Raw genomic sequence first — 26,412 nt, forward strand, 5'->3', positions numbered from 1 at the left:
GATGTATAATTTCGTACCAGATTATAGATCGCGTTCCGGCCTATACGGCACCTGGTATAATCGGCGCATACAATATGAGCAATAAGGCAAGACACGATTACTCACATGATTTCTTCGAAAGAGTACGTGTTCTAAATCTTCATGTTCAAAACCGCAGGCTCTACATTTTTCCAACATTTTTCTTCCCTCACTTTGTGTAATTGAGAACAAATAGCTCATTTATAGTATGCTCTGTTTGCTCTCAGAATAAACACTGCCAGCTTAGAATTGTTGCTTCAAAATTTGAGTCAAATGGCCCAAAGTGTAGCATTCATACATTTGACAGCTGGGAAGAAATGCTTGAACAAAAGGAGTCTCTTGCCAACGACGTTTAGGAAGAGTATTCAGCCATAGAACTTCATGAACATGGCGCCGAATCTGTTCTAATAAAACCGCTGCCTTTTCTCCTTCTAAGGTTTGACCGTCACTGACTACGATTAAGAGTGTTTGTTTGGCAAGAGCTGCTGGAAAGGCTTGCTGCAGAGTCACCAAAGCATTGGCAAAATTTGTTCCTCCGCCCCATTCTTTTCCCGAAATTTTCAGGGCTTCCTTAACCATTTCCTCAAACGTTTGCTCTTTTTTTAATTGTCCCGACAAAGGAATGAGAGCTTCGCCAAAAGCGAAGGTTTTAATCCCTTTGACAGCTGCAGAAAGTCCATAAACAAATTGCCAAATAAACTCGGTATATTTGAGCATCGAGCCCGAAATATCACAAAGCAAAACAATTTTAAGTCGTGCCCTGCGCCGGGAGCGGTAACTCCGTTCCATGAGCACTCCGCCATAACGCAAATTCTTACGCAGCGTTGCCCGCATTTCCACCCCACCGCGCCTGTGATCAGCACGATAACGTCGTGTAACCTGGGTGGCAAGACGCTGACTCAGACGACGGATTAGGCGTGTCACTTCCGGCCATTCTTCTGCGGATATTTTTTTTAAGTCCCGGCTTAAAACGTCTGCTTCACGTTCCCGTAAAGCCCGTTCAACTTCTGACAATACACCATCCGTTGAGCTCGGCGAAAGAATCGGATCGTCCTCATTCAACCGTTTGCGCCAATATTCCAAAGAACCGCGCAGAACCCGTTCAACCATAGGCTGATATGTATGATCAACGGGGATCCCGCTTTTTGTCCCTTGCGCTGACTTATCCAGGAAATCTTTTAATCGCTGTTTATCGTTCTCAGGCAGACTTGCATAAACAGCCCTCTGTTCTTCCGTGATCTCCAACTCATTTCCCTGAAAACGCAAATCCTGCCTTGCCTGCTCCAACTGTTCCTGCCATTGGCTGGCTTTTTCCGCCGTTTCCTTCTGCCACACTTCTTTTTGCTTCATACTGGCAAAATAGGCCCGAAAGGCTTCTTGGAACGAGGGGATATAACGGACATCTTTAACAAGGGTTGCCTGCAACACTGCTTCAACCTTGTTCTTATCTGCCATCCCCAGTATCGTTAATCCTTGTGCAGCATCATAGATTTCCGAAGGACTGATCTTTAAGCCAACAGAGCGTAATAATTGGGCAAATTCAACTAAATGGCGGTCTAATTCACTCACTCTCTCAGGTTTATTTTCCATGAGCACGCCTTTCCTCTTGTCCCAGTTTGCTCGCTTCAAAGAGAAGTTGCTCCGCCCCCATTTCCCGATAAAACAAGTCTACATCATCTTGACTTTTTAATAACAAAGTCAATGTCGCCTCTACCCAGGCAGGATCCAAGCCGCTTTTTCCCATAACCAGCAGGGCTTTGGCCCAATCCATCGTTTCTGAAACTGAAGGCACCTTATTTAACGAGAGCCTGCCCCGCAAAATATGAACTGCACGAGCCACCTCTAAAGCTAAACGTTCCGGCAAATCAGCAACCTTTTTGCGCAAAATTCGGACTTCTTTGTTCACAGATGGAGGCTCAACATTAAGAAAAATACATCGCCGCTTTAGCCCATCGGAAAGATCCCTTTCCCCATTGGAGGTCAAAACGACTATCGGAGGTTCTTGGGCCCTGATTGTCCCCATTTCAGGGATGGTCACCTGAAATTCTCCTAATAATTCAAAGAGAAAAGCCTCGAATTCGGTATCGGTCTTATCAATTTCATCCACTAACAAGACACTCTTTTTGGGATTGACAAGGGCTTGCAGCAATGGCCGCGGAAGCAGGTAATCCGAAGAAAAAAGGTCTTCTTCCTTTAACTTTTCCTGACTCATTTGAATTTTCAAAAGCTGCCTTTGATAATTCCATTCATAAAGTGCCTTCGTTTCATCTAACCCCTCATAACACTGCAAACGAATCAAGGGCGCCCCAAAAACCTGGCTGAGAACTTTAGCAATCTCCGTCTTGCCAACTCCCGCTGGTCCGGAAATCAAAAGAGGCTTGCCTAACTCCGTCGCTAAAAAGGCCGTGAGAGCAATCCGATCATCCCTCTCTGTAATATAGCCAATTTCCTCCAAAGCATCTTCAAACTGATCAAGGGTCATCCGGTTCATAGTCCTCCCCCTTTCACATTTCCTAGAATTGTTCTCAATTCAAATTTTATCTCAGCTCCCGCTCAATGTCCTGGAACAATTTTCTTCAAGCCACTGAACCTGGGACTTTGAACCACACTCTCATACACCTTCTCATACTCCGAAACTGCCCGCTCCACCGGAAATGTCTCTCTGGCCCAGCGGACTGCCTGTTCAGAAAATGTTTTGTAACGTGCTTCATCAGAGAGCAGCTCCACAACTGCTTCACTCATTCCTTCAAGGTCTCCGACCTCCTTCAGGAAGCCCGTTTTCCCATGCTGGACAACTTCCGGTAATCCACCGACTCTGCTGGCAACGACAGGAACTCCACAAGCCATTGCTTCCAGTGCTGTTAACCCGAAGCTTTCTTGTTCTGAAGGAAGCAGAAAGACATCAACCATCTGGAGAATCTCATGAACGCTTTCTTGCTTGCCTAAAAATTGGACCTTGCCTTCTAAACCCAGTCTCACTACCTCCCGTTCAACCCGGCTCATCTCAGGCCCATCTCCTATCAGTAATAAACGACAATCTAGTCTCTTCTCAACCCGAGCAAAAATATCGACTACATCAACCACGCGTTTTACCTCTCGGAAGTTGGAAATATGGGCTAAAATCTTCTCACCTTGAGGAGCAAAATACCGTCTGCATCGTCGCGTTGAACTGCTTAAAGGACAATAAACTTTATGATCAATGAAATTGGGAATCACTTGAATTCCTTGATCTGTTTTCCCAAACGTCCTTTCTGTTTCCAGAGCAAGGGCTTGAGAAACAGATGTCAGACGGTCACTCACCTTTAAGGCTAAGCGTGTCAATTGAAAAAACTCTTCATAGGCTCCGACCAAAGTGACATCCGTTCCATGCAGGGTAGTTACTAAAGGCAGCGGCTTCGCCATCATCTGCACAGCTAAATAGGCACTGATACTGTGAGGAATTGCATAATGAGCGTGGATAATATCCAGCCCCGCAAAATTGGCGACATCAACAATTTTATTAGCCAGCAACAGGGTATAAGGTGCCGTTTTAAACAAAGGATAACTCACCTCGGTTACCTCATGAAAAAATAGCTGCTCATGATAGCGATGTAAGCGAAAAGGGCGAGACGAAGAGATAAAGTGGACTTCATGACCTCGCTCACCCAATGCATAGCCGAGCTCAGCAGCGACAACACCGCTTCCTCCATAACTCGGGTAACAAACCATTCCGATTTTCATTCTCAAGCACCCACTTCAAATCCGGCATAGCCTCTGTCAAGTCAGCCAAGAGGCCTTTCAAGGATTCATATCCTCAAAGCCGATAGGCATTGCATCCTGAATGGCCTCTCCGATGATCTTCTGGATATCATTAACCATTCGTGACACTTCAAATTCAGCCTCCAAATACTCCCTCGCTGCCGGATTAATGCTCACTAGACTATATAAACGTTCAAGCTCTTGCTGTTTTTCCTCGCTGACTTCTTGTTCCAACATTTGCGCCTCACGTATCTCCCATTGTTTTAATTGAAATTCACGAACCATCTTATGATTATTAGCATCACTCATAACCTTTGCTTTTGATTTGTAAAACTGCTTGAATTCAGCGGATTCTTTAAGTGTACGGGCCAATTCGTGAGCCAAATCATGTGCCGCCATTTCTTACCCCCTCTTTCCCTCTTCATCTAATGATTGTCAATATTATATAAAAATTTGCGGTATGAAACAAATAGTAAGTTTTTTAAAATGACGAGCTATGAAAGACGAGTTTTGCCAAAAGCTCAAAAGCCTGCAAACGACTGTACGCCAAAAATTCCTGCCATTGTTCCCGGCTAATTACCCAAGGACAATGAACCGCTTTCCAGCTTGCAAACCCTAAGGGATTTCCGCCATACATTTTCTCCAAGCGACGCTGCGCAAGACTAATAATTCCCCGCGCATGACAATTAACTGTAATGGGTTCAAGGCAGAGAACAGGCTCTTCTTCATAGGTAACAAGCAAGGAAAACTTAGTAAGTTGTTGGATGCCCACGTTTTCTCGTTGAATCACCTCTTCCAGCGGAAGGGGATCCGGCCGCAGAACTCCTCCGATTTTCTCCCAAAATGCTCGTTCATCCAGGCTTTGGATAGAGGCACAAACTCCTACAGCGCCCATCTGACCGGCGAAGCGAACGACAAAACGCGCAAAATCGTAATCAACCGAATCTTTCAGCTCTAAGCCATCTAAAAGCACCAAGCGTTCTGCCCTCCGCAAGGTCAGCGCTCCGACCCCTTCCTCTCCCATATGAACCACATTATATCCTAACGACCTGCTAATCTCCGGCTTCAACCCTGTTCCCTTTTCCGTCAGAAACGCCCCCAGAGCTAAGGCCCAATCTTCCAGGCCCTCTTCATTCCAATCCAACGAAGAATCAATTTCTATTTCCATCCAAGGCATGGACAAAACACCTCTCCTTTACAAAAACACTAACACTTGGATAGTGTTACACCGTTAGGGAGAGTCTATGCCACCCCAAAAGGGCAATTAGCGCAGCCTTTCAAGCAGTGTCCAAGCACGGGCTTGAAAATCATAAAACAACAACCAAATTATCGCAAAATCTGAAGGAGGAACTTGGATTTTAGAAGCATATACTTCAAAATCGACCATGTGAAAAACCGGAGAAACTACTCGAATCAACAGTGCAAGAGGATCTTGATGGCTATACCCTTTTGCTTTCTCGCTCTTTTGCTGAAGAAGAACATTCAGACGCCGAATATATTCTTCAATATATTCGGGAGGGTGACATTGCGCATGGGATCTGCCAAAGACAGCTCTCGCCTCTTCAGAATCGTAAAAAAGGTGTGTTACTTCTACTCCCAAACGACGTCCATTCTGTTGATTTTCGATGATGATATCCGGTCTGTCGGCATGCTTAGTAATCTTATAGTCTTTTCCTTGCTGACTGTTTAAGATTGCTACCAAGGCCTGAGCAGCGCCTTCTTCCATTAACCATTTTTCGTTGAGTGGATAAGACAAGGCTCCTCCCCCCTATGCTAAGGTGTATCTAAGTTTTTCAAAGCCTCTGAACCCAATAACCTCTTGCACTCCGATCTGCCGCAGCAGCATAATCGCTTCATCAATGTCTCGCCCGACAACTTCCGCGCTATGCGCATCCGAACCTAAGGTAACACTGATTCCCCGCCGTTTGATTTCTTCCAGAAGCCGCTTCTCCGGATAAAATTCCCGGACAGGTTTATATCTGCCATTGGTATTAATCTCCAAAACCAAGCCCTTTTCGGCAACTGCCGTTAAAGCCTCATCGGCAAGGGTTAAAATATCCGTAGTAGGCCGGACTCCAAAAATTTTGATCAAATCAAAATGGCCGATTGTTGTGAATAACCCACTTTGAGCTGCCTTGGTCACTAGGTTAAAATAATCTCGATAAAGTTTATCTGCCTCTTGCTGATGATGCCTCGGCTCTTCTTCCGGAAAATCGAAAGCCCAACCCGCAATTTCATGCACAGATCCAATCACAAAATCGAAAGGGAACTGACTCAAGAGGTTTTGAATTCTCTCTTCTTCCATCAGCCGATAGTCCGCTTCCAGACCAATTCGAACCTTCAGATTTGGATACTCCACGGCCGCCTCTCGGATCAAGGGAAAATTCATTTGCTCCCAATAATAATCATGATCGGCAAATCCGATTTCCTTTAGCCCTTTGCGGGATGCCTCTTCTAAAAAGGCCCGAATATTTTGCCGATTGGCCTCACGGTCTTCGTGCCCCAGAAGATGGACATGCAAATCCAACATCTCATTTTAACCCCTCTCGCTATAATTTCTGCACTCCGGTCCTTACCAAAAGATATGGATGCAGGCTCAAATCAGACCGCCCTAGCTTAGTTGTGGCTGCGGCCAAATCCTTAAAGAAATTTCCTGTTAATTTCACATCTACGCGTCCGACGATCTCTCCCTTAATAATTCGCAGACTATGGGGAGCGCTGAGAGAATACGATCCCGCCACAGCATCTTGAGTATGTAAGCCAAGAACCGATAAAATCAAAACTCCGTCCTCAATAGTACCCAGAATCTTATCCCAGGTTTCCTCAACAGTATGCTGTAAATATAGCCCTGCAGCCCCCTGGGGCAGTCCTGTCGGTTTCGAACCCCAACGAAGGGCATCTTTTACCCGCAGAAATGGCGTTTGCAGCTTTCCTTCATGAACCAAAGACGTTTGAAGAGCCGGCACTCCCTCAGAAGTAACCATGTAGGAGCCTAATTCAAGCGGCCGAAGAGGATCAATCGTCAGAGAGAACTGAGGATGAAAAACTTCTTTGTGCGTTTGGAAATTTTCCTTAGAAAAGGCTCCCTGCCCTTCAATGACTCGCTCCCCGGAGAAATTAGGGACGATAAACTGTCCCAAAAGTTCTTCAGTCATGGCAGGAGAAAAAATCACCTGAGTCTCAGGATTAACAGCAGGCGCCTCTCCGGCCAGGGCTTCATAGCGTTTCACCGTCTGAGTCCATAGCTTTTTTTGTTCTTCCGGACGAATAAGCCTCCGTTTGGCAAAACCGCCTCCCACTAAACTGTCAAAGGTAAACCAAGACACAAATTGAGATTGTTGATACGTCACCGCCAGCCCTGTAGACGTTCGCACATTGCGATATCCCCATGCGGCTTGGATACTGCCTTGAACTTTGGCCTGATCCGGTTTTTCCTCGAGCCACTGCTTGGCAAGGTCAAATAAAACGTTATCGTCGCCCTCGATAATTTCTCGGATAGTTCTGTCTTCAACAGCCACGAGAGGCAACGCTTCGGGAGCAGGAATATAAGAAGCCTCAGGGTCAGTGTAAGCAGCTTGCTTCCACTGCTGCATTTTCTGCTCCCAAAACTCTGCCATACTCTGAGGCTGCAGTTGAACTATAGCCTCGCTGCAAGTTCCATCTGCCCAGACTAAGAAAACCTCTCCGCTTTCCTTCTGCCGATAGCTTGGAGGAGTATATACTCCTCCGGGAGAATTATCTTTTATCCCCAGAGAGACAACTTGTGATTCATTGACTAACAGGCGCCAAGCAGATAAGCGCAAAGTCTCGTCTTTCGGTGCCTGTTGATAACGATAAAAAAGCTCCTCTAATTGCGCAACGAGTTTCATCCCTGTGTTCCTCCCAAACTGACTTGTTGATCAGGGTCCATAAGCAAATAGCGATGACTTCCACCGCTTGAAGGAACCGCTTGACCGCCCTTACCGCATGTTCCAATCGCATCAAAACAGCCTTCACCCAAACCGCCCCGAATTGCTTCCAAAGCCGAAAGGATCTTGCCGCTGAAAATCGAAGGTTGGTAAATCGGCAAATCCGGATCAGCAACATCAATGATTCCATCGCATTGAAAGACAAAATCTCCTGTTTTAGGATTAACTTGCCCGCCCCGATATCCCAAGAGGAGAAGATTTTTCTGTCCTTCCAGAATCTCCTCATTGTTTACGAGGATTTCGCGAATTGACTTCACCTCATCCATTAAGGACAGAGATGGAGGCAAAGGAAACGAGCGATCAACCAACAGTCGAATATTGCTCATGCGCGGCAAAGGAACATGGGTATAACTTTCTGCCCTCCCGGCTCCGGTAACCGGCATCCCGGCTTCAGATGCTGAAAAAACATCTCCTAGTCCGGCTTCCAAGACTCCATCTTTAACAATCGTCACCGTTTCCCGCAGAAGCCCGTTGGCTGAATAGGGCTGATAGGCCCAATCTCCCACAAGAGGTCCATCAATGATATGTACGCCTGTTCTTGCGACTCGCAAACCAATCCGCAGTTTTCCTTTTTCTCCAAGTACCGATTCATTAAGATGATCGGATTCTACCGCATGACCAAAAGCTTCGTGGGCCAAACCTTTAGCCAATCCATAGTCAATGATGAGGGGATAATGACCGCTTGGCAGCTGAGGAGCGGTACATACGGCTTGAGCAAACTTAGCCCTGTTTACCGCTTTCTCTTCCAGGCTGTGATCCTCTAATTCTGCATAGAGAATTGAAGCATCCATCCCGCTGCGGTGAATAAGTGTGCTTTGTGCTTTTCCTTCGGCCCGAACAGTCCCTTGATGCATCAGTACCGCTCGGGGAACTGCAAACGATACCAGGGTGCCATCAGTTCTCCCAATACACCAGATCTCTTCGGCTTGACGGTAACTGGTCTGCCAGACCGCTTGGGAAAAGACTGTTTTCATCCTTGAGTGCAAGGTCATAATCATCCCCTCTAAATCAGCCAAAGGGACTTCTTCGAAAGTCTTTTGTGCCGGATTCACCTCTTCTGCTCTAACCTGTGACGCATCCCAAATTTGACGATTGAGCTTCGTCCCAAGTGCTTCATTTCTGCGGGCAAGCTGAGTAGCCTTGGCCACCAGTTTACGCCCGATCTCTTTCTCTAAAACATCAGAGCTGGCAAACCCTGTCGCCCCGCTCTCGGTAAAAGCCTGAACTCCAAAACCATGGTCTTCGCCCGTTGAAACACGCTCAAAACGACCGTTGCTAAGACGCATGCTCCATTCCCGGCGAGACTGAGCACGTACTATCACATACCCCTCAAAGGATGAGGCTTCAGTCAAGACTGTCTGAACGAATGTTTTAAGCTCCTTTTGTTCCACAATTGCCCTCCTGTTTCCCTAGACTAAAGTGTTGACCTATAATTTCCCTTATTGATAGGGTTATTATACCATAGAGACAGACAAAACTCGTCTCGTACCCTACGTGCAAAGCGCCTTCTCTCTGACTAAAGATCGTAAGAAAAATATCCCGGGGTCTGTATAAATAAGAACTCCTCGGGATACACTTTAATTAGTCTCACGTTTTTCTTTTTTAATCCCCACTCCTCTCTTTTACTTCACTTGCGGCGAAGATCGTCGCAAGCTTTTTTTATAAACATTTGACCATGATTTTACGTTCCTCGACGAAACCGGACTTTTCATACAAGTGCAGGGCCGGAATATTATGACTGCTGCAGGCCAGCCCCAGATAAGCGATATCATGCTGCCGACAATATTCTTCTGCCGCCTTAAGCAACTTTTCGCCGATCTTTTGGCCACGCCATTCCGGAAGTACACCAAAATCCATGATCCATCCCTGATAAACACCTGTCAGCTCTTCGCGGGAAGAAGGATGGAGCACCAAATACCCCAGCGACTGATTCCCGTCTGGCCCCGTCATTGGAGTATTGTCACTAAACTCCTCTGCCGTAGCTTCCGCTATAAAGACAATTGACCCTGTCTGCTGAATCCAGGTCCAAAAACCTTTTAGAACAGCTTCCCGATATTTGAGAGTTTCCTCCAGCGGCTGCTTGCGCCATGGTGAAGCACTATCCGGTATATTGATTTTCCCCAAAGAATAGATAAATGGCCAATCCCGAATACTCCCTTGACGAACTCGCATATCATCACCTCTTATGGTAAGGTATGCACATGTCAAGGGAGTGTCACTTTAATGAACTCGGAAGTGGGGGGGAAATTCAAAGCCGCGAAATTATACAAGAACGTTCTTGATGCAGTTCCATTTCATATACTTTAACTGGCGATGAACCATGGCAAACGGAAGGTATTCATATCTTTCCGAAAGAAGGTGATTCCTTGTTTATACTTACTTTGATCATAGGTCTGGGTCTTCTGCTCTGGGGAATGAAGGTATTGAGACAGGGTCTGCAATCCTTTGCGGGACATCATCTGCGCAAATTTCTCCTTTGGATGACGGTAACCCCCAGCCGTGGATTTTGCACCGGAGCGATCACTACTGCCTTGCTTCAATCCAGTACTGCCTTAACGGTCATGGCTGTCTCTTTCGTCGATGCGGAACTGCTTCCCTTCGAAAATGCTCTGGCCTTAATTTTAGGCAGCAATATCGGGACAACGCTAACCACACAACTGCTCGCTTTCTCTGTAGAATCGTTTATTCCTTACCTTTTGATTCTTGGTGCTCTTGGTTATCTATTTATCTCTGGTCGAATTCGCTACCTTTTTTTATCTTTTTTCGGACTGAGTCTTCTCTTTTTTGCCTTGAATATGCTTCAGGCGGGCATGGCCCCTCTCGCCGACAAACCTTTCATTCAGCAATTTCTTCAGCAATTAGGAGATAATCATCTCAAAGGCGTTCTCGCCGGTACAATCCTTTCGGCCCTACTTCATTCATCCAGCGCCACAACAGGCATCGTCATGGTCTTGACGGAAGATGGCCGAATAACCCTCCCAACTGCCCTCGCCTTCATTTTCGGGGCCAATATAGGAACTTGTTTCACTGCCGTTTTAGCAGCCTTAGCCAGTTCAAGATCTGCTCAAAGAGTAGCTCTCTTTCACGTGCTGCTCAACATTTTTGGCGTTCTGCTCTTCTTGCCTTTTGTCAGTACCATAGCCAATGGCCTTGACCTTATGGGCGGAAGTCTTTCTCGCCAAGTTGCCAACGCTCATACACTCTTCAATGTTCTTTCCTCTCTCTTAGCCTTACCGCTCTTGCCCAAAACTGCACAACTCCTGGCAAAGATTCTTCCGTAAAGTCATAGGATAACCTATAATGTGCCCAGTGAACTCGTTCAGCTAAAGCTGAACATCGGGGATTCAGTGACGAAAGTGCCCTATGGACACTTTCGTCGAAAGCGCCCAGCCCCTAACAAATGCGATATGCATTACAATGAAAAACTAACCCTCTCCATCAGATGACTTTTCTCGCGCCCTAATTCCAAATAAAGATTCGATTAAATCGCAAATCCCTGAGGCATCATCTAACCCAAAGGTAGGAATGCCGAGATCAAAGTTTAGATCACTGACAATGGCTATAAGCTCTTCCGGCCGACAAAATAGTTTTTGGTGCACACCTGAGCGAAAAACTTCAATTTTTGGTTTATTGCCCGACTTATAGCCTTCTGTAAAAATAACATCAACACCCTGGATTCTGGCAATTACCTCATCTAAGGGTTGATCTTCTGTTACGTTTTCCATGACAGCAATCTTTTGGGGTGAACTAATGGCCACAACATCCGCTCCGGCTTGGGCATGCCGCCAGGAGTCCTTACCCGGCTGATCAAGATCGAAGCCATGGACATCATGTTTCAGGGTTCCAACTCTCCAACCGCGCTGCTTTGCCTCACGAATAATTTTTTCCAGCAGCGTTGTCTTGCCGGAATTTGAGCCACTGCCGACAATTGATATAACAGGAATCCGAGTTTTCCCTTTAGTTCCGATCATATTAATTCTCCCAAGGTTCTATCCAATTTGCCCATAATAACTCTCCCGGACTCACCGGACCATGATCTGCCGGCACATCGACCAACAGTTGACTGCCAACCATGGAACGCAGAACTCCTGAACCTTGGGCAGGCGCTAAATCCGCCCAAAGTTCCCCATCCTTGAATAACGCTCGAGCCCGCAAAAAACGCCGTTGTTTTCCTCCCTTGGCAAAGCCGTTAGCCATTTTAACGAAGCTTCTTTCCCCTTCGATTACTGAATAACCCGCAAGTTTGCGCAAAGCAGGACGAACTAAAAGTTCAAAGGTCACTACAGCGGCAGCAGGATTCCCGGAAAGTGAAAAAAATAGCTGCTGCCCCTTTCGGCCCGCCGCTAAAGGGGTCCCCGGCTTCAGGCGAAGCTTCCAGAAAAGCATTTCACAGCCAAATTGGCCAAGGGCATGGCGCATAACGTCATAATCCCCTACTGATGCGCCTCCCGTTGAAATAACAATGTCGGCATCAGCCACTCTTTCTAAGGCTGCCAATGTGTCTTCAATTTTGTCAGAAACAATCGGAACCGCTATGACCTCACAGCCAATATTTTGAATCATGCCGCGAAGCGTATAGCTGTTACTGTTATAGATTTTAGCAGGAAGCAGCGGCTGTCCGATAGCCATCAGCTCTGATCCTGTAGCAAGCAGACCAACACGCGGCCTACGGTATACCTTAGCCTGATCCCAACCCATTGCAGCCAAAAGGCCAACGGCAGGCGGCGTCAAAAAGCAACCACGTTTGAGAAGCAAATCCCCATTTTTGATTTCCTCTCCTTGATAGACTATATTTTGGTTGGGCATGATGGGACGCAGAATGGTTACCTGGTCCCCATCACGTTCCGTGTCTTCTTGACGTACTACACAATTTGCTCCGGGCGGGATCGGAGCGCCCGTATAAATCTTTGCCGCTTCGCCGGCCATAATTTCCCGCTCGGAAAAAGTTCCGGCAGGAATTTCACTCACGATCGCCAGATGCAAGGGATTATCTTCCAGACCTGTTGAACGATAAGCATAACCATCCAGCGGAGAACGGTCAAAAGGAGGCATATCAATCTTCGCAGTCACATCCTGAGCCAATACTCTCTGAAACGCATTGGCAAGGGAAACGTTTTCCTCCCCAACAGACCTTATCTCCTTAAGAACCAGTTCCTTAGCTTCTTCCAACTCAATCATAATTTTCATCTACTATTCATCTCGATTTTCCTCTCAAAACTCTATTTCATCATTTATCTTAGTGTATCGGCAATTCCAATCATTGTCAAAGAGACTAAATTAGCAAATTAGAGCAAAAGAGCAAGAGGGACGGTCCTTTTAACACAGCGTGTTAAAAGGACCGTCCCTCTTGCTCTTCCGTTTTGCACATTTTGCTCTAAAAAGGATTCGCCTTGAGTTTATCGACGTGTACGCGTCCATCCTCCCGATAAATCTCCAATTGTTTGCAGTCTTCTTCTATCTGAATAACTTCTCTTCCCGCTGTTATGATAACATTTTGATGACAATACGTCACAGAAAGTCTACTGTCAGATCCTATCTGAACATAGGTGGCACTAACTCCTGAACCTCCCAATTCATTGATCTTAACATCGCCTCCGGCAAAGATTTTCCCACCCCGGCATACACCTTCAATGGTGACATCTTCTTCAATATGAATTTCTGAGTTGTAGATTCCCTTTGAACACTTAAACGATCCGCCGCATTCAACGTTTGCCCCTTGTAGATAGCCTACTTCCAAGCTGAGTTTTTCCGGGATTTCGACGGACATATTTTCAACATATTGCCTCAAAACTTCATCAACTCGTTGTAAGGCCTGCACTGATTGAACTTCAAGGGGCCCTAAGCCAACCAAAAAGCGTTTTGCAGTTTGGATCGAAATAACTAAACCCTCGGATACCATTTCATCGTCTTTATGTTCCTGGATATATTTCTCGATTCGAGCACATAGTTTGGGAAGATTGGAATACTGCCTCTCCAGGATAAGTTTCAGACATTGTCCCGGTTTTAAGTTGTTGTTCCCTGAAGCCTTTAGCAAAACGGCTGTGTTAGCTAAACAGCTGTTCAGCTGATCCTGCAGATCAGACAACGATCGAAGCAGTTGCGAGCGAGCAACATATTTTTCTCCGATAAGGGTCTTGCCGCCCATAATGTTCCCATAAATCTTAGCGCCTTTTTCGGCCCTGATCTCGGCTCGGGAAACTGAACCTTTAATTTCTATTTTCCCCCCCGCCAAAATATGAAGCCCATCGTGAACATTTCCATTGACATAAACATCCCCTGGAAAATCAATACTTCCGCTTGCTAAATCAACATCCTGATTTTGAACATAGACGTTTTCTACCATGTACGTCTTTTCATCAACTCGTACCGGCTGCCCGGAACATGAGGCAATAACTTCAAGTCCATCCTCAGAAAGATGGACATTCTTTTTTAAGTGGAATTGAAAATCCTTGACTACGGCTGTTCCAAGCTCTTTGCCAAACACATCTTTTCCGGGAGTTCCCGGCTTTCCTGGTATTTTACGGGCTAAAACGGTTCCCTCTTCAACTAACTTCACTTTGGAGGCGTAAAAATCAACCTTATTCTCGTCCGAAGCAATGCTCTTCTGGGGCTCCCCCACAAAGTCCTCTAATTGAGCGTGCTGAGGCGGAACCACTGGAGTAGCTTCAGCAACAATAACTTCACCAAAACCTTTCACGGACAATATTTCTGACCAACTTTGAGGCCGACGTCCGTGAACAATCTGTAACTGTTCCAGATCTCTATTCAGCTTCGTTTCATCCCAGGCCTCGCTGCTTATAGGCAGGGATTCCCAGTAGGCAAATTGGGCCAAATCTATAGCTTCAGATGCTGGAAGTTCCTCCGGAATAAGATAGCGTCCCGGAAGTTCATGCCTAACTTTAGCAGCGACGGCCAATCCCTGATTACGTATTTGCAATTCCCAGGTCAATTGACCCGTTTGCTGCACAGGATAAAATTCCACTTGATCTCCAAAGTTAACAAAAAAGGGCTTGCTCTGAGGACTGCCATTCCGTTGAATTTCTCCCGCTCGAGGAAAAGGGATAAAGCGTTTTACACCTTCGCCGAAGACAAACGTATATTTGTTATCCTCCCGCTTAACTTGGGTAGGGGTTAGATGTAAATCCTCGGGAGTTTGCTCAATAAGATCATTCCAAGACAAACGAACCTTCCATTTTTTTGAAAAAAATCGAGGTTTTTCTAGAACTTCAATTCCGATCTCTTCTTGTGGCAACTTAAGCTTAGTCGCCCACTCTACTCTAATTTCTTCGAGAGAATCACCATGAACGACTTCTTCCGGCATCTTAATCTCCCCGCTTATTGAAAAAATCACCTTTGAATTTACCATATCAGAAATTTATCGAAAACCACATAGGCCTTTGGTCCTAAAAGCCAATAATATTTTATAATTTAGGATAATCTTCTGAAATCAGGGAGTAGTTTGGCTAGCTTCAACATTAAAAATCTCATAATCTGACGATTGAGTCCCATTCGGATCCCGACTGTTCCCTGGGACTTTGGGCAGGGGCTTACTGGGTGTTGGAATAACAGGTTTTAATAAGTCAACGGGCTCTTCGTCGATGACTCTGTCCGTCGTCAACCCTTGCTGCAAATTTGCAACAACTTTCTTAACATCCAGAGGATCAACCTGCCAATAACTAACCCCATCAACCTCTAAAAATGACCCCGGTAAGGTCTGGGAAATAACATTTGAACTATTAAAACCTACGGCCGTCTTAGCCACTGCCAAGATATCCTTGACGGATAAATTGGTCGACACGGCCTGCATTAATTCTGGAACAAGATAAGGCAGCTTTGGTAACGTGCTCAATTGAACCATTTCTTTGGCCACAGCCTTTAAGACAATCTGCTGTCGAGCCGTTCGGGAAATATCGGAAAGTGCATCATGCCGAAAACGAGCATACTCCAAGGCTTTCTCACCGTCCAGGCGCTGCAAACCTTTATGCAGATTAATATAGCCATCCTCTTGATCGCCGGTTTCATAATACATATCCTTTTCTACATTAACTGCGACCCCGCCCAATGTGTCAATTATTTTCTTGAAGCCTTGGAAATTTGTCAGAATATAACCTGAGATTGTCTCACCGGTTAAATCTGCCACACTGTTTTGCAAGACTTCTAAATTTTTCAGCGAAGCAATAGCATTGATTTTTATATATCCATGCCCTGTGAGGAAAATTCTTGTATCTCGGGGAATAGACAATAGACTTATCCTCCGCGTTTTAGGGTCAATGCTTGCGACAATAAGAGAATCTGTATTAAATTTTGTTTCCTCCAGTCTCTGATCAGCGCCTATGAGTAAAATATTGACCTGTTCGTCAAAGTTTTTGGCTGAATCATTAGAAGAATTTCCCTTGGAAATGGTTTTCCCAGAGCCACTGAATCCCTTATACCCCCAAAAACCAAGGGCCAGCACCCCACAGATCGTGATAGCTGTCAGCCTTGCGACCCATTTATTGATCATCTATAACAACTCCATTATAAAAAGCTCTTCCTTGAATTATAACCAAATTTTAGCATCTAAAAGCCCTGTCTTAACATTTATATTAAAAATGATGATTACTTTTTAGGGAGCTCTTGAGAAATACAAATAGTCCGAAAGGATGCGTTTAACGCTTTTAAACCTTTCGGACCTTTTTCTTTTGCCAAAAATACTATAGCAAAATCTTCTGTTCGCAAAAATCCCCTGTTAAAGGAAGTTCAGCAATACGATCAACGAAACCCTCACCAAACAGCGTAACAAAGTACAAAGGATTTAGGATCCGCTCCTGTCTCCCTTTATTAGGCGTAATCCCATCCTCAAGCACCCTCAAACCCTCGAGAACCGCACCATATTTCTTACGCTGAGCTTGCCAGAGTTTTTTCCTTAAGTATTCAATTTGGAGATTAACTTTCATTTCGTTCCGAATTATCCAATCATGAACATTAGCATGAATGTCCTCAAGGGGACCCAATTCTTTATAGCCTTTTTCGATAACAGACCTCAACTGCTGTATACGATGCTCAATATCCAGAGAATCCCGATCGCGAATACAACGTTCTTTGTAACCATCTAACCCCTGATAAACATCAGCCAGCGTCAATCCTTCTTTGCTAAGCGATTTCTGCCAGGAAGGTGTCACGATAACTGCCGACAACCGGGGAAATAAGATGGGCATAATAAACCCAAAGGATAGAAACACTTCTCCCAGCTGAGCCCAATAATTCAATTCCCCAGGACCGGGAACATAGGCTAAGGTGGGGAATAAAAATTCCTGAACAATTGGTCGAGTCACAACGTTGGGAGAGAACATTCCAGGATTTTTCCTTAACAACATAGGCAAAACGTCATTATCCAAGATTTTGTCTTGGCCCCTTAAATAATAACTGTGACCCTGATTTAAAATTGCCCGGCGTTCTGGATTGGCCAGGAATAAGTTCACTTCGCCTCCCAGGGGCTGAATCTGGGCTGAAAAACCAAGTTTTGTCCAAGCCTCAGTTCGCCGGAACAGAGCCTCCCGAACACTACTATGTAGTTTAAGGATTTGTTCATACATTGGAGCCGCCAAACGTTTGAATTCCGGCAGCAAAGGATCAAACAAGATCAGGCCCCATTTTTTGAGCAGCCACTGTAAAGTTAAGGCAAACCATTGGGCGAGATTTTCTGCTTGATTAAGGAAACGCCGGCAATGCTGGAGAACTAAGTCTCTAAATTCGCCATCAGGCAGCTGCAAAAGTTGCAGCTCAATAGCTTCCCAGGAGGGAACAGGCAGAATTCCCACTGATTTTCCTTCTTCTCCGTCACCCGGGAGACTGCAGGGAAAAGGCTTCCCTTTATAATTTAGAAAGAAGGTTTTATGTATTTCTATCCAGTCATGATCCTCACTGGCAATCCAAAACACCGGTACTACAGGCCGCCCAAGCCTTTTCCGTTGTTCCTCGGCAAGGCGAATAATCGTCATCGCCTTATATAAGGTATACAAAGGTCCGGTCAAAATACCTGCTTGTTGGCCGGTAATAACGACCAGGGTTTCATTACGCCTCAGCTCGTCAATCATTTGCAGCGTTTCCTTGTTTGCCCCTAAGAAGCGGTGATAGGCTTTTAATGTATCAACAAGTTCTTCTCTTGGATAATTCCTGGAATCCAGATACCTTGCTCGCCGCTCAAAACTTTCTTGAAGCCGCGGATTGCCGCTGGGAAAAAAAAAAGCTACTTGTTCAAAACAAGTAGCCAAGGCTTGCATCGGATCTCTCATAATTCATACCCCCGCTACCTTCCAATATACGGGGTATTTTATCATGGGTGCAGGGAAATCGCAATTTTTCCGGGCTGACCGGCGCAGACTCGTCCGATCACTGCGGCTGCCGGCGTTTGAGCAATAGTCAGCTGTTTTAACAAAGGTTCCAGATGATCTTGGGAAACTGCAATAAGAAGTCCGCCTGAAGTTATGGCATCACAGAGCACAACCTGCAATTCCTCGGGTACATCTGAAGCAAACTCTATCCAACCTTCCAGGTGGCGCTGATTAGCTCTTGTCCCTCCGGGAATCGCCTGTTGCTCAATACATTGCCAAACACTCTCTAAAACCGGGACATCACCAGCATATACTTCAGCACTTGAGCCGCTTGCCGAAAGCATCTCATGTAAATGTCCCAACAACCCGAAACCTGTTATATCCGTAACCGCGTGAACACCTGCTTCAACTGCAGCTTCAGCAGCTCCCTTGTTCAAAGCTGCCATGACCTGAATAACTTCTTGTTCTGCCTTGGCTGAAACAATACCACGCTTTATTCCTGTCGTAATAATTCCTACACCGAGAGGTTTCGTAAGAACTAAGTAATCTCCATCCTCAGCTTTAGCATTGGAAAGAACGTTATCTGGATGAACAACTCCGGTAACGGAAAGTCCATATTTCGGCTCAGAATCATCAATAGAATGTCCTCCGACCAAAACCGCCCCCGACTCCCGGATTTTATCACTTCCGCCCTGAAGAATTTGGGCTAATACTTCCATTTTTAATTTACTAATAGGAAACGAGACTAAGTTCATCGCCGTCAAGGGTTTGGCCCCCATGGCGTAAATGTCACTTAAAGCATTGGCCGCAGCGATTTGACCAAAAGCATAGGGATCATCTACCACGGGAGTAAAGAAATCGACGCTCTGTACAAGAGCCTGTTCATCGTTAATTCGATATACTCCAGCATCATCAGAAGTATCCAGACCTACAATCAAATTAGCATCTTCTTGATTTGGAGGTAAGCAGCACAAAACTTGTGCCAGGTCCCCAGGACCTATCTTGCATCCTCAGCCTGCTTTTGTTGAGAACTGGGTCAAGCGGATTTTATCTTGACTATTGAGACCAAGTTCCATTCTAGTCACCACCAAAATTTAATATACGTTATGGCTATACATCACGTTGTAATTATCATTATAGCTAGATTACTCTCAACGTCAACCTAACGCAGAGTGAACTCCTATTTCCAATCATTGATGCGTTGAGCTATATCCTCAATGTCTCCGTCGAGCAAAGTTCGTACATCGAAAAGTATCCAATCCTTCTGAATGCGGGTTAAAATCGCTGCTGGGCCCAAACGGAGGAACTTTTCCAGTTCGTTAACACTTCCTTGCTTGGGACGGACAGAGCAAACCCATGTCGGCAGATTCACTGTGGGCCATGCCCCGCCTCCTACTTGCGATACATCCTCTCTAATTTCAACGGAAATAGTCTTACTCGGTTCCAAAACAGTTTTCAGTTCCTCTGCCTTGGCTTTCAACTCCTGGGAAGAATACGAGAGCATTCTCCAGACAGGAATTTCCCCGCCCTCTCCATTTAAGTACATACGGAGTGTTCCTTCTAAGGCGGCTAATGTCAACTTATCAATTCTGAGAGCTCTCGTCAATTGATTCGTTTTCAGGCGATCAATAAAACAACGTTTGCCGACGATAATCCCGGCCTGCGGACCACCTAACAATTTATCACCGCTGAACGTGACCAGATCCAGTCCAGCCTTTACCGTTTGCTGAACCGTTGGTTCAGGAGGAAAACCCAAACTTATCCCATCAAAAAAGCTCCCACTCCCTAAATCCTCCATGACAGGAATACCCCGTTTTTCTCCAAGCTCCACTAACTCTGCTCCAGCAACGGCATGAGTAAAGCCTTCCAGGCGATAATTACTGGTGTGAACCTTCAAGAGAAGTGCTGTTTCCGTGGAAATCGCATCTTCATAATCTCTGTACCAGGTCTTATTCGTGCTTCCAACCTCAACAAGTTTCGCCCCTCCGGCTTTTAAAACTTCAGGTATTCGAAAGGACCCTCCGACTTCAACTAATTCGCCGCGGGAAACAACGACTTCTTTGCCCAAGGCAAACGTATTCATCATCAGCAGTACAGCCGCAGCATTATTATTGACTACCATAGCCGCTTCTGCACCGGAAAGTTCACACAGGAGCTGCTCAACAAGAGTATAGCGTGAGCCCCGTTCTCCGGTCTCAATATTCAATTCCAGATTACTATAGTGTTCAGCTTGAGCAGCCACGAAGCGGGCGATTTCCGGTGCAAGAAGTGCCCGGCCGCAATTTGTATGTAAGACAACGCCAGTGGCATTAATCACGCGGCGCAAATTTGTTTCAGGATTGGCTAAGGCTTGATACAGTTCGTCTATCAGCCACGGCCATAACTCCGCTTCAACATCCTCACCCCAATCCGATGTATTACTGTAGACATTTTCGCGCGCTTTTTGTAAAAGCTGTCGAACGCAATGTTTTATCCGGGGCAAGCTTCTCTTATTCGTCAAGAAGGGACCGAATTCCGCCTCTGCTTCCAGACGAGCCAGCACTTCATGAACTGCTGGAAGTGCTCTTAAACGCCGTTGTTTATCTTCCTCCATCGGTTACCACTCCTTACAGGCCGTTTTTTAAGCGGCCAATTATACATTCTTAAGGCTTGCACACTTTTTAGGATTTCGACATCCAAATTAGCATATGATATAGTCACAAGCTTAATTGAGGAGGAATTTCATTGTCCAGCACAAAATTGACTCAGCCATTACACCAGCCAGCTCAACAAGCTGTTATTATTTCATTTTCTGAACTTGCTCACAGAAAAAACCGATTCCAGCCCTGCATCTTTTGCGGAGAAACCATGGAGGTTCACAAGTTTAAAGGTAAAAACGTTTGCACCCGCTGTTTGCACCAGATACCGGCAATATTTTCCTTCGGCTGAGGCAAATCACCTTTGACTTACGTATGTCTTATCCTCGAACTCTTGGAAGCTGAGGGTAAGCTTAATATTAAAGATTATAATTAAGAGCCTTCCGTCACTTACGTGTCGTGAAGGCTCAATTTTCAGATATCATTCATTATCTTATTGACAGTCCCAAGCCCCTGGTTTACACCGAAGCCTCGATGTTTAGTTTTACCTGAACGAATTTACTCATTCTCCTTTGGCTCAAGCTTATTAAAGGAATTATTGAGTACCTGCACTGCCTTTTCGGGAATAATAACCGTCCCATGTTCACCTAAGAAAGCGCTCGCAATGGCTACAATCTCCCCGTATTCATCGAGAACAGCTTCGGCCAAGAGTCTCTTCTTCCCTGCTCCCATCCGACTTAAGATAAGGTAATATTCATCTTCAAACAGATAGAGGCTTGAACGCAATTGGTTAAATACAGGTAATCTTCCTACGGCAGAAACCACATCTTCGAAATCAGCAAAAACATAAACTAATTCCGTCACACGTCCCTTTACGGGTTTGCGTACAGCCTTTTCTTTGATCAACCCTTCCAGTTGTTCTTCTTGCTTCATAATGGTAATGACAAACTCATCATTGGTCGCCACAGTAGCCTGAATCCAAAAGGGTTGGTCTAAATTGAATTCAACTTCTTCTCTCGCTTGCGCAATAAGTTCCCAAAACAATTGTTCCGTTTTTGCTGATCGTTGAAACAAATCAGCCATCGTAATATCCCTGTCAGTTAATTCTGTCAAGGAGATAAAGATGCGGATGGTATGCTCATTAACTTTTTGTACACGCATATCCCCACTCTCCTTTCCGCATCAAGTTCATACCCTATCTTATTCTCATTATATCATATTAAGCCAGTACTTTTTCAGTTAAAACCATAGATATTGACGATCTTTATAAAACTTTAATATATTCAAAATATCAGTCATTAATCCCTAAAATTGTTTTCAGTCCTGGAAGTAGTCTTTCCTGGTTAAGGCTTGATCAACCCCCCCTTGCTATCCAATTTTAAAGGAATTTTTACTTTAATGCAAACTTTTGAGAACCTCACAGCTCACAACATCTCTCCGCACGGGTAAAAACGTTAATTTAACCTGGTCTTCAAGCTTAATCTGCTCATAAGACTTCTGATCAATATAAAAGGGCTGTTGTTTCTTGTTATCCCCAACTTCCAAAACATAAGCCCCTAATCTCGAGTCATATGCTTTGGCCATAACTGATCCTTGAATAACCCCTGGCTGCTTAAACCAGTCCGGCTGGGACAGTAATAACATTTCTGTATAAACACCTAAGAATCCTGCCCAAATCAGAACTTTCAACCCAAACACTATAAAACCCAAGGCATCATGTTCAAACCGCCAGGTATACCTGAATTTCCAACCCAAACGCCCAAGAACAAGCCCCCAGATCAAAAAAAGCCCGATCAGATCAGGCCAGGTCGCACTCCAAAGATAGCGATAATAAGCTGCCATCATTTACCCTCTTTAAAAGTTTGTTTATCCAATCGTAAGACTCCCTCTTCTACAAGTGGGAGTGATTCCCACACCGAAGCCCTGATGTTCAGCTATAGCTTAACGAGTTCACTTGATTTTAAAAATTGTTTTCTTTAAAGTCAATACAAATTAACATTTTGTTTAAGTAATTATCTTCCAATTTTAATAATTTGCTTCAAACCAAAAATAACCTCGCATAGAGGTTATTTTTGGTTATGATACAACAGAATTCATATCCAGGGTATAAGTATTACCTGAGCTGTCAATCACCTGGATCTCTATTTTTTTCCCTTTTAACGAGCTCAGTTTTGCACTGAAATTCCCATTTTTATCAGGTTTCACCGAGTTTAGCAATTTCGGAGTTGTCGGCAACGTATCGTAGATATTGACAACTGCATCAAGATTTACACTTCCGGCAATTACAGTAGTCGCAGCGTCAATTCCGCTTAAAACGCCTGATCCATCGTCTGTGAGCGGCGAGTTAAGCTGTAGTCCAAGTTTATTTATGGGATCCTCCACATTGACTGTCTCCAGCGGCGTGACCATTTGCCCGCTAGATACTGTCAACTTATAACTGTGTTTCTTGTATTCTGAACTTTTCCCATCAACCACTAAAGTGTAAGTACCGGTAGGCAAATTAACCTTAAAATTCCCGTAGGAATCAGTAGTGGTACTCCAAGTAGTCGTGGAGTTCGATATGTTCACGGCTACAGGTGCAGGCCTGATTGACTGTAAGTTCAAATTGTCGGGCACAATACTACCGCCGATTGACCCTGATTTGCCCTTGTTTATCCCTTCTTCTGTGGGAATTACCAAGGACACCTTTTTGACCGACGATGACCCGTTTGTCGGCACTGTAATCTTTGACAATTTAACAGTTTCCGTCGTCAACATATTATTGACTAAACTTATATATTTTATGAAATAATCACCGCTTTGTTCTATAGAAAAGGTGAATTTTCCTGTTGAATAGTCATTGAAAGTCGGTGCCAAAGAGTTCCCTTCGGAATCAACCAAAGATAGGGCGCCCAAGCTATAGCCGGGTATAATCTGTTTAAGATCGTCAGTAACATCGACTTCAAGTGAAAGACCGCTCAAAGAGTCCACAGTGAAGGGAACAACAACCTGCTCGCCGAGTGGAGCACCTCCCATAGACATTATCCCATTGGTTATATATAAATAATAATCGTCTCCTGATTGGTATGGACCCGACGGTGTCACGACAGCAGAAAGAGCATCATCCGATAGTTTAACTGTTGTCGCAAATTTACTTTGCTTGCTGTCTGTTACATATATCGTCTTGCTATTAACACTTGAACTCAAAAGAGGTGTGTTAAAGGAAATTTTCCAAACCTTGTTGACATCATTGACTGTAACTGTAGGCCATATTTTAAAGCCTAAGGCAGATGCAGGTGAGGTGGCCGCTAATACTGATGAAGCTGGCTGAAGCAATAAAACAATTGTCAAAAAGCAAGCGATCCACCAAGTTCTTTTATTCACGCTACCATCCTTCCTAATAATTCTACACTTTCCAATCTCTTCGATTCAACCCGGCCATTATTTTTTGGACATAGTTTTGAGTTTCTTTATAGGGCGGAATGCCCTGATACTTATCTACAGCACCGGAGCCGGCATTATAGGCAGCTAAAGCGAGGGGAATGTTCCCTTGATAATGATCCAGTAAGTTCTTCAAAAGATGGGTCCCCCCGTCCAAGTTTTGCAGCGGATCATAGGCATTCCCGACACCATAGGCTGCAGCAGTACCCGGCATGAGCTGCATTAAACCCTTAGCCCCTGCGGGTGACATAGCATGAGAATTAAATCCCGATTCTGCCTTGACAACCTGTTTTATAAGGTTTGAATCAACTCCATATTTTTGGGCCATGGAATTTATGAGGTTATCGAGTGAACTGGGGCTTTTATTGACAGACTGAAGATCAGTGGAACTCTGATAATTCTGTATTGGAGATCCTCCAGATCCGGTCAATTCTTGAGAAAGAGTATTGAATCCTTGAAGATCTGCTGTTTCGCTTCCCATAGCAGCTTGGAGCAAGGAAGCAAAAAGCTGAGACCCGGAAGTTCCGCTGTTTCCAAGGTCATACAGCCCCTCATTCCCCTGCTGAGACTGCCAGGAAGCATTCAGCTGCTGAACTTGAAAGAGTAGAAGCATTTGGGCAATATTCATTCCGATACCTCCTTTCCTGCCCCGATCCTAAGTCTAACCGGCGATTATGACCGTAATTGACTAAGCCCTTCAACCTCGCCGCTGCGAAGAATCTCCTCGGGATTAAGTTGAATGACAATCCTGCCGGGGAGATTGGCAATACCACCAATGAAAGGGGCGTTCAATAGCGGAGGCGGTGGTGCGATATTCTCTAAAATTCGAACCTCCCGGACTTGATCGACGGCAAAACCAACATTCGCGCCATGAACCTCGGTAATTAAAGCAAAAGTATTGCGTTCCTCCTGCGGAATTTCCAAGTCCGCTTTATCCTTTGTTCCTCCGAAACTAAATCGCTCGTGCAGATCAATAATGGGGATGGCCTCGTCCCGCAGGTTGATCAAGCCGCAAACATAGGCAGGCGCCTGCGGAATCGTCCGCATTTCTCCCAAGCGAGTAATTTCACGAATAATATCGATGGGCATGGCATATTCTTCTTCATTTAATTTAAAAATAACCACCTGAACTGGCATGAATTCACCTTCTTAACTAAATCTTCCCGACATCATTAACAGCCTTACTCAACATCTCATCTTGAGTCTGAATCACTTTTTGATTCGCTTCATAGGCTTTCATGACCGTCATCATTTGAACCATTTGTCCCGAAAGGTCAACGTTCGATGCTTCGATAGAACCCTGAAGCACTTGAGGGTTTGCAGACCCTTGAACCGCCTGAGAGGAGCTGTAAAGTGATTGTCCTTCACGAGTTAAGGCTGTTTCCGGAATATCAACAATCCGCAGGCGATCGACCACTTGCCCTTTATCATTAACAGTCCCATCGGCCGTAACGCTAAAATCAGGGCTAAGAGGACCAATAGAACCTTTTTGGCCCTGCACTGCATACCCATCAGGAGTCTGAAGCATTCCATTGGCATTGAGCTTAAAATGACCGTTACGGGTATATCGTTCTCCTTGCGGCGTCTTAACCACAAAATATCCCGGCGAGGTTAAGGCTAAATCTGTCTTAAGGTCTGTCTTTTGTAGAGCACCCTGGGCATTCGACACAGAACCGCGGTCGACACTGACTCCTGTTACCATGGAACCGATTGGTGTAACTTCCGAACCCACGTTTCCAGAGTCTATACGGTCTGTAAGAATGGAGTCAAAAGCCCGATTGCTGGCCAGCTCCTCTTTATACCCTGGTGTCCTTACATTTGCAATATTATCGCCAATAACTTCACTTTGGGTTTGAGTTGCCAACATTCCCAAAGCTGACGTATATAATCCTCGAATCACTCGACTCCCCGCCTTATTGATCCAAATTTAAACCCCAGTTTCTTTAATGAAGAGGGAATTTCCAAAAACTTACTTTTGCTCAATAACCATCCGCAGCAATCCTAATTGAGAAGAGATCGTATGGGCGAGAGACTCATAATAAAGGCCGTTTTCGGCGACATTGGACATTTCCTTATCAATATCCACATTGTTGCCGTCATTTCGTAATGACGTGGATTGATCTAGAACAACTCCATTATTATCCGGCCCTAAGACACCGGAAAGGTGCTGGGGAAGAGTCTCTTTCATAGGCAATATTTCACCGTCTTTCCCTAATGCCGCCCCCAAAACCGTTTGAAAGTCTACATCAGAGCGTTTGAAATTTGGAGTATCAACATTGGCCACATTATTGGACAATACCTGTTGCCGTAAACTGGATGCCTCAAGGCCTTTTTGCAAAACACTTAAGACCGGCCCATCTAACCAACCAGACATTTTTC

At 45.1% G+C, this 26,412-nt stretch carries 26 protein-coding genes; 2 read left to right on the forward strand and 24 right to left on the reverse strand.

The annotated features are described in order from the left end of the window. Positions 1–261: 261 nt before the first annotated feature. The 10 genes from DEAC_RS14520 to DEAC_RS14565 form a co-directional block, all read right to left on the reverse strand. Entirely contained in the window at positions 262–1,608 is a 1,347-nt protein-coding gene (locus DEAC_RS14520) for a vWA domain-containing protein (RefSeq protein ID WP_047810797.1), read from the reverse strand. Next, positions 1,598–2,500, reverse strand: coding sequence for an AAA family ATPase (locus tag DEAC_RS14525; protein WP_083996190.1), 903 nt, complete (start codon positions 2,498–2,500; stop codon positions 1,598–1,600). Before DEAC_RS14525 ends, DEAC_RS14520 begins: the two co-directional genes overlap by 11 nt. Positions 2,501–2,571: 71 nt before the next feature. Continuing rightward, the gene (gene bshA, locus DEAC_RS14530; protein WP_047810799.1) at positions 2,572–3,738 is read right to left on the reverse strand and encodes an N-acetyl-alpha-D-glucosaminyl L-malate synthase BshA; all 1,167 of its coding nucleotides are present in this window, start codon (positions 3,736–3,738) and stop codon (positions 2,572–2,574) included. Positions 3,739–3,795: 57 nt separating this feature from the next. Next, a complete protein-coding gene (locus tag DEAC_RS14535) occupies positions 3,796–4,155 on the reverse strand; it encodes a YlbF/YmcA family competence regulator (RefSeq protein ID WP_047810800.1) in 360 nt (119 codons plus the stop codon). An 82-nt stretch (positions 4,156–4,237) separates the two neighbouring features. Continuing rightward, positions 4,238–4,933, reverse strand: coding sequence for a hypothetical protein (locus tag DEAC_RS14540; protein ID WP_047810801.1), 696 nt, complete (start codon positions 4,931–4,933; stop codon positions 4,238–4,240). An 87-nt stretch (positions 4,934–5,020) separates the two neighbouring features. Next, complete coding sequence (locus DEAC_RS14545) at positions 5,021–5,512, reverse strand: hypothetical protein (protein WP_053006450.1); 492 nt, start codon at positions 5,510–5,512, stop codon at positions 5,021–5,023. Positions 5,513–5,524: 12 nt separating this feature from the next. Continuing rightward, positions 5,525–6,286 carry a histidinol-phosphatase HisJ family protein gene (locus DEAC_RS14550; protein ID WP_047810802.1) on the reverse strand — a complete coding sequence of 254 codons (762 nt, stop codon included), beginning with the start codon at positions 6,284–6,286 and terminating at the stop codon, positions 5,525–5,527. Positions 6,287–6,305: 19 nt separating this feature from the next. After that, positions 6,306–7,625, reverse strand: coding sequence for a metallopeptidase TldD-related protein (locus tag DEAC_RS14555; protein ID WP_047810803.1), 1,320 nt, complete (start codon positions 7,623–7,625; stop codon positions 6,306–6,308). Continuing rightward, complete coding sequence (locus tag DEAC_RS14560; RefSeq protein ID WP_047810804.1) at positions 7,622–9,115, reverse strand: TldD/PmbA family protein; 1,494 nt, start codon at positions 9,113–9,115, stop codon at positions 7,622–7,624. Before DEAC_RS14560 ends, DEAC_RS14555 begins: the two co-directional genes overlap by 4 nt. 268 nt (positions 9,116–9,383) lie before the next feature. Next, a complete protein-coding gene (locus tag DEAC_RS14565; protein ID WP_047810805.1) occupies positions 9,384–9,896 on the reverse strand; it encodes a GNAT family N-acetyltransferase in 513 nt (170 codons plus the stop codon). Positions 9,897–10,090: 194 nt separating this feature from the next. Here DEAC_RS14565 and DEAC_RS14570 point away from each other — a divergent pair, with 194 nt between their 5' ends. Continuing rightward, a complete protein-coding gene (locus DEAC_RS14570; protein ID WP_083996176.1) occupies positions 10,091–11,005 on the forward strand; it encodes a Na/Pi cotransporter family protein in 915 nt (304 codons plus the stop codon). Positions 11,006–11,149: 144 nt separating this feature from the next. On the opposite strand, the gene mobB is transcribed toward DEAC_RS14570, so the two are convergent. The 7 genes from mobB to selA form a co-directional block, all read right to left on the reverse strand. After that, positions 11,150–11,695 carry a molybdopterin-guanine dinucleotide biosynthesis protein B gene (gene mobB, locus DEAC_RS14575; RefSeq protein ID WP_047810806.1) on the reverse strand — a complete coding sequence of 182 codons (546 nt, stop codon included), beginning with the start codon at positions 11,693–11,695 and terminating at the stop codon, positions 11,150–11,152. Between the two features lies 1 nt (position 11,696). Continuing rightward, on the reverse strand, positions 11,697–12,911 hold the full coding sequence (locus DEAC_RS14580; RefSeq protein ID WP_047810807.1) for a molybdopterin molybdotransferase MoeA: 1,215 nt from the start codon (positions 12,909–12,911) through the stop codon (positions 11,697–11,699). A 187-nt stretch (positions 12,912–13,098) separates the two neighbouring features. Then, positions 13,099–15,045 (reverse strand): flagellar assembly protein A, encoded by a 1,947-nt coding sequence (locus DEAC_RS14585; protein WP_053006451.1) that lies wholly within the window; start codon positions 15,043–15,045, stop codon positions 13,099–13,101. A 126-nt stretch (positions 15,046–15,171) separates the two neighbouring features. Beyond that, positions 15,172–16,227: an LCP family protein gene (locus DEAC_RS14590; protein ID WP_047810808.1), complete on the reverse strand. Its 1,056-nt coding sequence runs from the start codon at positions 16,225–16,227 to the stop codon at positions 15,172–15,174. Between the two features lie 190 nt (positions 16,228–16,417). Continuing rightward, positions 16,418–17,998 (reverse strand): bacillithiol biosynthesis cysteine-adding enzyme BshC, encoded by a 1,581-nt coding sequence (gene bshC / locus DEAC_RS14595; protein ID WP_047810809.1) that lies wholly within the window; start codon positions 17,996–17,998, stop codon positions 16,418–16,420. A 41-nt stretch (positions 17,999–18,039) separates the two neighbouring features. Continuing rightward, positions 18,040–19,113: a selenide, water dikinase SelD gene (gene selD, locus DEAC_RS14600; protein WP_083996178.1), complete on the reverse strand. Its 1,074-nt coding sequence runs from the start codon at positions 19,111–19,113 to the stop codon at positions 18,040–18,042. A gap of 104 nt (positions 19,114–19,217) precedes the next feature. After that, the gene (gene selA / locus DEAC_RS14605) at positions 19,218–20,630 is read right to left on the reverse strand and encodes an L-seryl-tRNA(Sec) selenium transferase (RefSeq protein WP_047810811.1); all 1,413 of its coding nucleotides are present in this window, start codon (positions 20,628–20,630) and stop codon (positions 19,218–19,220) included. 131 nt (positions 20,631–20,761) lie between these two features. Between selA and DEAC_RS14610 the strand changes: the two genes are divergently transcribed. Continuing rightward, a complete protein-coding gene (locus tag DEAC_RS14610; protein WP_047810812.1) occupies positions 20,762–20,965 on the forward strand; it encodes a hypothetical protein in 204 nt (67 codons plus the stop codon). A 206-nt stretch (positions 20,966–21,171) separates the two neighbouring features. Here DEAC_RS14610 and DEAC_RS14615 read toward each other — a convergent pair whose 3' ends face one another. The 7 genes from DEAC_RS14615 to flgB form a co-directional block, all read right to left on the reverse strand. Beyond that, positions 21,172–21,774 (reverse strand): adaptor protein MecA, encoded by a 603-nt coding sequence (locus DEAC_RS14615; RefSeq protein WP_047810813.1) that lies wholly within the window; start codon positions 21,772–21,774, stop codon positions 21,172–21,174. Positions 21,775–22,008: 234 nt separating this feature from the next. Beyond that, entirely contained in the window at positions 22,009–22,455 is a 447-nt protein-coding gene (locus DEAC_RS14620; RefSeq protein ID WP_047810814.1) for a hypothetical protein, read from the reverse strand. A gap of 234 nt (positions 22,456–22,689) precedes the next feature. Then, positions 22,690–23,976, reverse strand: coding sequence for an Ig-like domain-containing protein (locus tag DEAC_RS14625; RefSeq protein ID WP_047810815.1), 1,287 nt, complete (start codon positions 23,974–23,976; stop codon positions 22,690–22,692). A gap of 22 nt (positions 23,977–23,998) precedes the next feature. Beyond that, the gene (locus DEAC_RS14630; protein WP_047810816.1) at positions 23,999–24,661 is read right to left on the reverse strand and encodes a lytic transglycosylase domain-containing protein; all 663 of its coding nucleotides are present in this window, start codon (positions 24,659–24,661) and stop codon (positions 23,999–24,001) included. A 44-nt stretch (positions 24,662–24,705) separates the two neighbouring features. Further along, positions 24,706–25,170: a chemotaxis protein CheW gene (locus tag DEAC_RS14635; RefSeq protein ID WP_047810817.1), complete on the reverse strand. Its 465-nt coding sequence runs from the start codon at positions 25,168–25,170 to the stop codon at positions 24,706–24,708. 16 nt (positions 25,171–25,186) lie between these two features. Beyond that, complete coding sequence (locus tag DEAC_RS14640) at positions 25,187–25,933, reverse strand: flagellar hook-basal body protein (protein ID WP_047810818.1); 747 nt, start codon at positions 25,931–25,933, stop codon at positions 25,187–25,189. 69 nt (positions 25,934–26,002) lie between these two features. Beyond that, positions 26,003–26,407, reverse strand: coding sequence for a flagellar basal body rod protein FlgB (gene flgB, locus DEAC_RS14645; protein ID WP_047810819.1), 405 nt, complete (start codon positions 26,405–26,407; stop codon positions 26,003–26,005). Between the last annotated feature and the right edge of the window lie 5 nt (positions 26,408–26,412).

The sequence above is a fragment of the Desulfosporosinus acididurans genome, assembly GCF_001029285.1.
Lineage (GTDB): Bacteria > Bacillota > Desulfitobacteriia > Desulfitobacteriales > Desulfitobacteriaceae > Desulfosporosinus > Desulfosporosinus acididurans.